This is a genomic window from Streptomyces sp. B1866, assembly GCF_031932565.1.
Classification (GTDB): Bacteria; Actinomycetota; Actinomycetes; order Streptomycetales; family Streptomycetaceae; genus Streptomyces.
This window is the reverse complement of the sequence record NZ_JAVSCF010000296.1, coordinates 1-7,501: the sequence shown is the minus strand read 5'-3', so window position 1 is coordinate 7,501 and position 7,501 is coordinate 1. Positions and strand designations below refer to the sequence as shown.

Genomic DNA, 7,501 nt, shown 5'->3' with positions numbered 1-7,501 from the left:
GCGCGCGGCGCGGCCTGCGCGGCGGGGGCGGCGGCCGCGCCCAGCACGGCACAGACGGCCAGCGCCGCCGCGCCGCGGCGTATGGTCCGTACGGTCATGGGCGGTGCCTCTCGGTGTGCCGTCGAGGCACGGGCGCGGACCCGGGCGGGTGGCGCGTCGCGCACGGCCGTCCCGCCGCCCGCCCGGTGGCGGGTGGCGCGAGGAAAGCCGGGCTCAGCTCCGCAGACCACGACGGTGCCGCGCCGGTCGCCCGGCGACGGGAGCCTGACCGCGTCCGGGCGGGTGCTCCGGCTCGCACGGGCGGCACGAGGCGCGCGGGCCGTGCTCACGGTTGCGGGTCAGCGCCGGAGTCGCACCGGCTTTCCCCGCTCGTACGCGATGGAAAGTTGCAGTTGTCAGGCACACCTTAACCGGCGTGCCCGGGCCCGGACGAGGGCCCTCGCACCGCCGTACGGCCCGGCGGGCCACGCGCCGTACGGCCCGGGGGGCGGGGTCGGCGCCGGGCGTACGGAGCGTCGTCGGCGCGGACGGGTCGCGACGGGGAACTCCCGGAGACGCGCGTCCGAGCACGCGAGGCGCACCGTGGTCAGGGGCGCGACCCGTCACCGCGGAGGCTGCCGCAGCGCCGCGTCGCCCGGCCCGGTGACCACCCCGTGAACGGGCGGGACCACGGACTCGGGCGGTGCGCCGGGGAATCGGGCCGACCGCCGCGAATCGGGCCGTGCACACACGGAGTCGGGCCGCTCGTGCGCGCAGTCCGGCCGCTCGCGGGCGCGGCCGCTCAGAAAAGGTCGTCCTGCTCGTCCCGCGGCGTGGACCGGCCGCAGTCGAAGCACTTGTCCGACATTCCCAGGCTGAGCCCGCCGCAGTGCGGGCACTGGCCGCGCGCGTGCACGGTGCGGCCCCGGGCGCAGGCCGGACAGATGTCCTGCGGCGCCGTGCTGCCGACCAGGACCCGGCCCACGATTCCCCGGTCGCTTTTCCAGCCGGAGACGGCGGCCGCGTGTGCGCGGGCCTCTTCGAGCGTGTGCGCGTCGTGGACTTCGACGCGGCCCTTGCAGGACTTCCGGTCGCAGGAGATCACCCACACGCGTTCGGCAGCCATGGGCGCATCGTAATCCCCGTTCCCGGCCCGCGCGTTCGGCCTTCGCCGAATTAACCCACAGCGGTGACGGGCGCGCGCCGGACCCGGCCCGGGCGCCCGCCCGCGCCCGCCCGAGGGGACGGCCGGACGAGAGGACGGAACGCCAGGGGACCGGGGCAGGGCGGAGAGCCCCGACCGCCCGCCGTCGGCCGGATCTTAAGGCTGCGCGGACCTTAAGGCGGCGCGGACCTGAAGGCGCCCGGGGCCGCAGTGCTCCGAATCGGCTGCCGTACGCGGCCGGAACGCACCGGTCGGGAAGCGGCGAGGCCGAAGGCAGGACAGGCGCGGCCGGAACGCCGGGGAGGCCGTGGCCGGGCAGGACCGGGCCCGGACACCCGCAGGACGGCGCCGGAGCCGGACCCGACGGGAGCCGGCAGACCAGGGCCGGGCGCGCGACGGCCCCGGGCACGGCCGGGAGCGCGCGACGGGGCGCGGGACGGGGTGCGGGACGGGATCGCGGGACGGGGCAGGCCACCGGGCCCGGTGGCCCGGGCGGCCGGGCAGGTTCGCGCCGTTGTTACTCATGCGTTCTGCACGGCTGTTTCGTGACAGGTGTTACTTTTCCCCGCCCGCACGGCGTGGAAATCTCTACGCGTTGCCGCAAAAGGGGGCTGGATGGACAAGCGCTACGAGATCTTCTGCCTGGCCGACAGGTATTTCTACGAGACGTCGGATCGTATCCCGGCCGGCCGAGAGGATTCCGTTCCGCTTTACGACACCGCCCGGCGCCCCGCCCCGGACGGCTGGAAGACCCTCCTCACCGGGGACTGGCTGCACGTCAACCCGGTCGCGGCGCCCGGTTCCCCGGCCGCCGGGGGACCGCTCCAGGGCTGGAAGATCCACGTGACCGCTCGCCGGGAGAACGCGGAGAAGATCGCCGCCATCGTATGGGACCACTGCGTCCCCCGGCGAATTCCCTTCAAGTTCGTCCCGAGCCCGCACGCCCTGCACCTGAAGAACTCCAAGTACGCGGCGCGGGGTTCGAGCGGAAAATTCGCGACCATTTACCCGGTCGACGAGAAGGAATGCCACACCATTCTGCGGGAGCTGGGCGAACAGCTCGACGGCGAGCCCGGCCCGTACATCCTCACCGATCTGCGCTGGAACTCCGGCCCGCTGTACGTGCGCTACGGCGCCTTCGCGCAGCGCCACTGCCTCGACCCGGCCGGCTCCGGCGCCCTCGTGCCCGCCATCGAGGACGCGGCCGGAAACCTCGTCCCCGACCGGCGTGATCCGGCCTTCCACGTGCCGGACTGGGTGGCGCTGCCCGACTTCCTCCAGCCGCAGCTCGCCGCCCGCAACGCCGTCACCACCGGCGACCTGCCCTACCGCATCGAGTCGGCCCTGCACTTCTCCAACGGCGGCGGCGTCTACGTCGGGAGCGACACGCGCACCGGGGAGAAGGTGGTGCTCAAGGAGGCGCGGCCGCACGCGGGCCTGGCCACCGACGGCGCCGACGCCGTCGAGCGCCTGGAGCGGGAGCGCGCGGCGCTGGAGCGGCTGTCGGGCCTCGGCGTCGCGCCGGAGTTCCGCGACTGGTTCACCCTCGGCGACCACCGGTTCCTGGTGATGGACCACCTGCCGGGCCGCACCCTCAACTCCTTCTTCGCGCAGCGCCACCCGCTGCTGACGGCCGACCCGGACCCGGCCGCCCTCGCCGCCTACACGCGCTGGGCGCTGGAGATCCACGCGGCCGTGGAGACGGCGGTCGCCGCCGTGCACGCGCGGAACCTGGTCTTCAACGACCTGCACATGTTCAACATCATGGTCGCCCCGGACGAGAAGTCCGTGCGGCTGCTGGACTTCGAGGTGGCGGCCGACGTCGGCGAGGGGCGGCGGCAGGCCGTCGCCCACCCGGGGTTCGTGGCACCCGCCGACCGGCGCGGCTTCGAGGTGGACCGCTACGCGCTGGCCTGCCTGCGGCTCGCGCTGTTCCTGCCGATGACCACCCTGTTCGTGATGGACCGGGCCAAGGCGGCGCACCTGGCCGACCTGGCGGCGGAGCTGTTCCCGGTGGACCGGGCCTTCCTGGACGAGGCGGTCGACGTCATCACGGGCGCGGGACACGGGGCCGACGGCGGGCCGGCGCCGTCCGGCGCGCCGCGCCGGGCACCCGGCGAGGCGCTCGGCGAGGCGTCCGGCGACGTACCGGCCCGGGCGGCGGCCGGTGCGCGGACCCCTCGCGTCCCCGACGACGCGCCGCCGCGCACCGGTGCCGCCCCCGCGCGGTACCTGCCGGTCGACCCCGCCGACTGGCCGCGCAGCCGGGACTCGATGGTCCGCGCCGTCCTCGCCTCGGCCACGCCCGAGCGCGACGACCGGCTCTTCCCCGGCGACATCGCCCAGTTCTCAGGCGGCGGCGGGCTCGGCGTCGCGCACGGCGCGGCGGGCGTGCTCTACGCCCTCCACCAGGTCGGCGCCGACGCGTACGAGCAGGGCGAGCAGTGGCTGCTCGACCACACGGACCCGGCGCCGCGCGGCACGCCGCTCGGCTTCTACGACGGCCTGATCGGCGTCGCGTACGTCCTGGAACGACTCGGCCACACCCAGCGCGCCCTCGAACTCACCGAGCGGGTGCTGGACGAGCAGTGGCAGCGGCTCGGGCCTGACCTGTACCGGGGGCTCGCCGGGCTCGGCCTCGCCCTGGACCACCTCGCCCGCGCGACCGGCGAACCGGCGCTGCGCGCCACCGTCCAGGAGGCGGCCCACCTCCTCGCCGGCCGGTACGGCGGCACCCCGGCCGGGGGCGCGGCCGGCCGCAAGGGCGGGGCCGGACTCCTGCACGGCTCGTCGGGGCCCGCGCTGCTGTTTCTGCGGCTGTACGAGCACAGCGGCGACCCGGCGCTACTCGACCTCGCCGCCGCCGCGCTCCGCCGTGACCTGGACGCCTGCGTCCGGGACCGCGACGGCGTGCTGCAAGTGGACGACGGGTCGCGGGTCCTGCCATACGTGTCGGGCGGCAGCGTCGGCATCGCCATGGTCCTCGACACCTACCTCTCCCACCGCGCGGACGAGGAGCTGGCGCGGGCCCGGGCGGCCATCACGCCCGCCGCGTGCGCGGGCTTCTACGCCCAGCCGAACCTGTTCAACGGCCGCGCCGGGATGGTGCTGCACCTCAGCCGCACCACCGACCCGGCCGTCGGCCCCGCCCACCTCGCCGCGCAGACCCGTGCCATGGCCTGGTACGCGATGGACTACCGCGGCCACCTCGCCTTCCCCGGCGACCAGATGATGCGGCTGTCCATGGACCTGGGCACCGGGACCGCGGGCTGCCTGCTGGCCCTCGCCGCGGCCCACGCCCCCCGGGCCACGGCGNCCACGGCGCCCGAGCCCGCAGTCCCCGAGCCCGCAGTCCCCGAGCCCGCAGTCCCCGAGCCCGCAGTCCCCGAGCCCGCAGTCCCCGAGCCCGCAGTCTTCGGGACGCCGGCGCCCGGGGCCGGGGAGCCCGAGGCGGCGACGTCCGAGCGGGCCGCCGCGCCCACCGCGTCGCTGCCCTTCCTGCCGCCACCACGGCGGCCCTAGAGCCGGCCCCGGTCCGGGGCCGTGGCAAGACCGGTCCCGGCAGGGGCCGAGCACGAACAGAAGCACCCGTTCCCAGTGATGTGTTGACGAAAGGACACGGTCATGGCCCTTCTCGACCTGCAGAACATGAAGACCCCCGAGCCGGACAGCAGCGACCTGAGCGGCCTCAGCGTGCTGCTGTGCGACAAGCAGAGCTACGCGAGCTTCCTGCTCTGCCTGTGAGCTGACGCCCGCGCGCGGGACCGGGCGGCATGGCCCGCCCGGGCCCGCGGCATCGCCCAGGGGCCCGGCCGGATCGCCTGCCGGGCCCCTGGGACCGCGCCGCTCCGGCCCGGCCCAGCGCGCGCCCGGCAGGCCGTCCGGAGCGCGGCCCACGGCGGCGCGGCGCGGACCGCCACCCGGCATACGGCCGCGCAGGCCCGGGAGCGGTACGGCCGCGCCCGGCACGGCTCGCGACCCGCGCGGCCGTGACGTCCGGTCACGACCCGCGCGGCCGTGACCGGACGCACCGCGACCGCATGCCACGGCACCACGCCCGGACGGGAGGGACTGCGAACCATGGCCGCCTCCGCCGAAACCGCCCCGGCCGGCCGGAACGCCGACGACGGCCCCGGCCAGGCCCGCAAGCGGGACGCCGACCCAGCCTCCGAGCAGCCTGTTGCCCAGGCCCCCGAGCGAGCCGCCGAGCGGGACGCCCACCAGCCCGCCGAGCAGGCTCCCGGACAGCCCGCCGGCCAGGCTGCCGAACAGGCCCTCGAACCGGACGCCCACCGGACCCCCAGGTGGGACGCTGGCCAGGCTGCCGAGCGGACCCCCGAGCAGGACGCCCACCACCCCCCCGGGCAGCCCGCCGGCCGAACCGCCGGTAAGGCCTCCGAGCAGCCCCCCGGGCTCGCCCGCGACTCCGCCCCCGCCGCCGGTTCCCGAACCGCCGACCCCCGGGCCCGGGCCGCCGCCGACCGGCTCCTCCTGCGCATGGTCCGGCACAGCGCCGCCCGCGCCGCGGCCCTGGCCCTGCTCACCACCGCCGTCGCGGCCTGCGGCCTGGCGCTGCCCGCCGCCCTCGGCCGCGCGCTCGACCTCCTCCTCTCCGATCCCGACGGCACCTCGGCCCGTCGCTGGACACTCGTCTGCGTCGCGCTCACCTTCCTCCTCGTCGTCCTCGGCGCCCTGGACGACCTGCTGTCCGGCACCACCACCGCCCGTGCGACCGCCTGGGCGCGCCGCCGGCTGCTGCGGCACACCCTCGCCGTGGGCCCGCGCGCCACCCGCCGCCTCGCCCCCGGCGACCTCGTGACCCGGCTCGTCGGCAACGCCGCGCACGCGGGCGCGGCCCCCACCGCGCTCGCCGCCTCGCTCGCCGCCGTCGTCACCCCGGTCGGCGGCCTCGTCGCCCTCGCCCTCATCGACCCGTGGCTGTGCGTGGCCTTCCTGGCCGGCCTTCCCCTCCTCGCCGTCCTGCTCAAGTCCTTTGTACGCGACACCACTGACAGCGTGGCCCGCTACCAGGACAGCCAGGGCGAGATCGCGGGCCGCCTGATGGAGGCGCTGCACGGTGCGCGCACTATCGCCGCCGCCGGGACCGCCGGCCGCGAACGGGACCGCGTCCTCGGCCCGCTGCCCGAGCTGAGCCGCCAGGGCCACCGGATGTGGCGCATCCGAGGCCGGTCCGCCGCGCAGGCCGCCGCGCTCGTCCCGCTGCTGGAGATCGCCGTCCTGGCCGTCGCGGGGGTCCGGCTGACCGCGGGCGGGCTGAGCGTCGGCGGCCTGCTCGCCGCGTCCCGTTACGCCGTCCTCGCCACCGGCTTCGGCACGCTCGTCGGACACCTCAGCGGCCTGGTGCGGGCCCGTACCGCCGCCCGCCGCTTCGCCGACGTCCTGGCCGAGCCCGCCGCGGCGTACGGCGCCCGGCGGCTGCCGCCCGACGGCCCGGGCACCGTCGAACTGCGCGGCGTGAACGCCGCACGCGGCGGCCGGCCGGTGCTCTCGGGCGTGGACCTGGTGGTGCCCGGCGGCCGGTCGGTCGCCGTGGTGGGCCGCTCCGGCGCGGGCAAGTCCGTGCTGGCCGCGCTCGCCGGACGGCTGGCCGACCCGGACTCCGGGCAGGTGCTGCTCGACGGCGTGCCGCTGACCGACCTCGGCCACGACGAGCTGCGCGGCTCGATCGGCTACGCCTTCGAGCGCCCCGCGCTGCTCGGCGGCACCATCGGCGGCACCATCGCCCTGGGCGTGGCCGAACCGCCGCCCGCGCGGGTCACCGCCGCCGCTCGCGCCGCCTGCGCCGACGACTTCGTACGCCGCCTGCCGGACGGCTACGCCACGCCGTGCGCCGACGCTCCGCTGTCCGGCGGCGAGGCCCAGCGCCTCGGCCTGGCCCGGGCCTTCGCGCACCCCGGCCGCCTGCTGATCCTGGACGACGCCACCTCCAGCCTCGACACGGTCACCGAGCGACGCGTGTCCGGCGCCCTCGCCGGGCGGCCCGACGCCCCGGCCCGCACCCGCCTGATCGTGGCCCACCGCGCGGCGACCGCGGCCCGCGCGGACCTGGTGGCCTGGCTGGAGGACGGCCGGGTCCGCGCGGTCGGCCCGCACGCGGAACTGTGGCGGGACCCGCACTACCGCGCGGTGTTCGCGTCCCCCGACGCCCCCGCCGCGTCCCTCGACGCCCCAGGTGCGTTCCCCGACCCCCCCGGCACTGTCGCCGACCCCCCCCACGACGCTCCCGGCGCGCACTCCCGGGGCGCCGAGAGCCCACCCGCCCGGCCGCCGGCCGCCTGCTCCGACCGGGCCTCCGGCGCGGGGCCCGCCGCCCTCCGCTCCGCGGACGCCGCGGAC

Annotated in this window: 4 protein-coding genes and 1 riboswitch; of the genes, 3 read left to right on the top strand and 1 reads right to left on the bottom strand. The window is 77.3% G+C overall.

Going from position 1 to position 7,501, the window contains the following annotated elements; genetic code table 11:
* Positions 1-277: 277 nt before the first annotated feature.
* A riboswitch (cobalamin riboswitch) is annotated at positions 278-406 on the bottom strand.
* Positions 407-781: 375 nt separating this feature from the next.
* Positions 782-1,105 carry a hypothetical protein gene (locus tag RKE29_RS26250; protein ID WP_312008135.1) on the bottom strand — a complete coding sequence of 108 codons (324 nt, stop codon included), beginning with the start codon at positions 1,103-1,105 and terminating at the stop codon, positions 782-784.
* A 654-nt stretch (positions 1,106-1,759) separates the two neighbouring features.
* Between RKE29_RS26250 and lanKC the strand changes: the two genes are divergently transcribed.
* The 3 genes from lanKC to RKE29_RS26235 all read left to right on the top strand — a co-directional run.
* Complete coding sequence (lanKC, locus tag RKE29_RS26245; RefSeq protein WP_312008134.1) at positions 1,760-4,666, top strand: class III lanthionine synthetase LanKC; 2,907 nt, start codon at positions 1,760-1,762, stop codon at positions 4,664-4,666.
* Between the two features lie 102 nt (positions 4,667-4,768).
* Positions 4,769-4,888, top strand: a complete 120-nt coding sequence (locus tag RKE29_RS26240; RefSeq protein WP_312008133.1) for a SapB/AmfS family lanthipeptide — start codon at positions 4,769-4,771, stop codon at positions 4,886-4,888.
* Between the two features lie 753 nt (positions 4,889-5,641).
* The coding region (locus RKE29_RS26235; protein ID WP_312008136.1) for an ABC transporter ATP-binding protein at positions 5,642-7,501 on the top strand (1,860 nt) is incomplete at its 3' end.

Bases quoted from the DNA above. Each gene is read 5' to 3' on its own strand.
- RKE29_RS26250 (WP_312008135.1), bottom strand. From the start codon at position 1,105: ATGGCTGCCGAACGCGTGTGGGTGATCTCCTGCGACCGGAAGTCCTGC.
- RKE29_RS26240 (WP_312008133.1), top strand. From the start codon at position 4,769: ATGGCCCTTCTCGACCTGCAGAACATGAAGACCCCCGAGCCGGACAGC.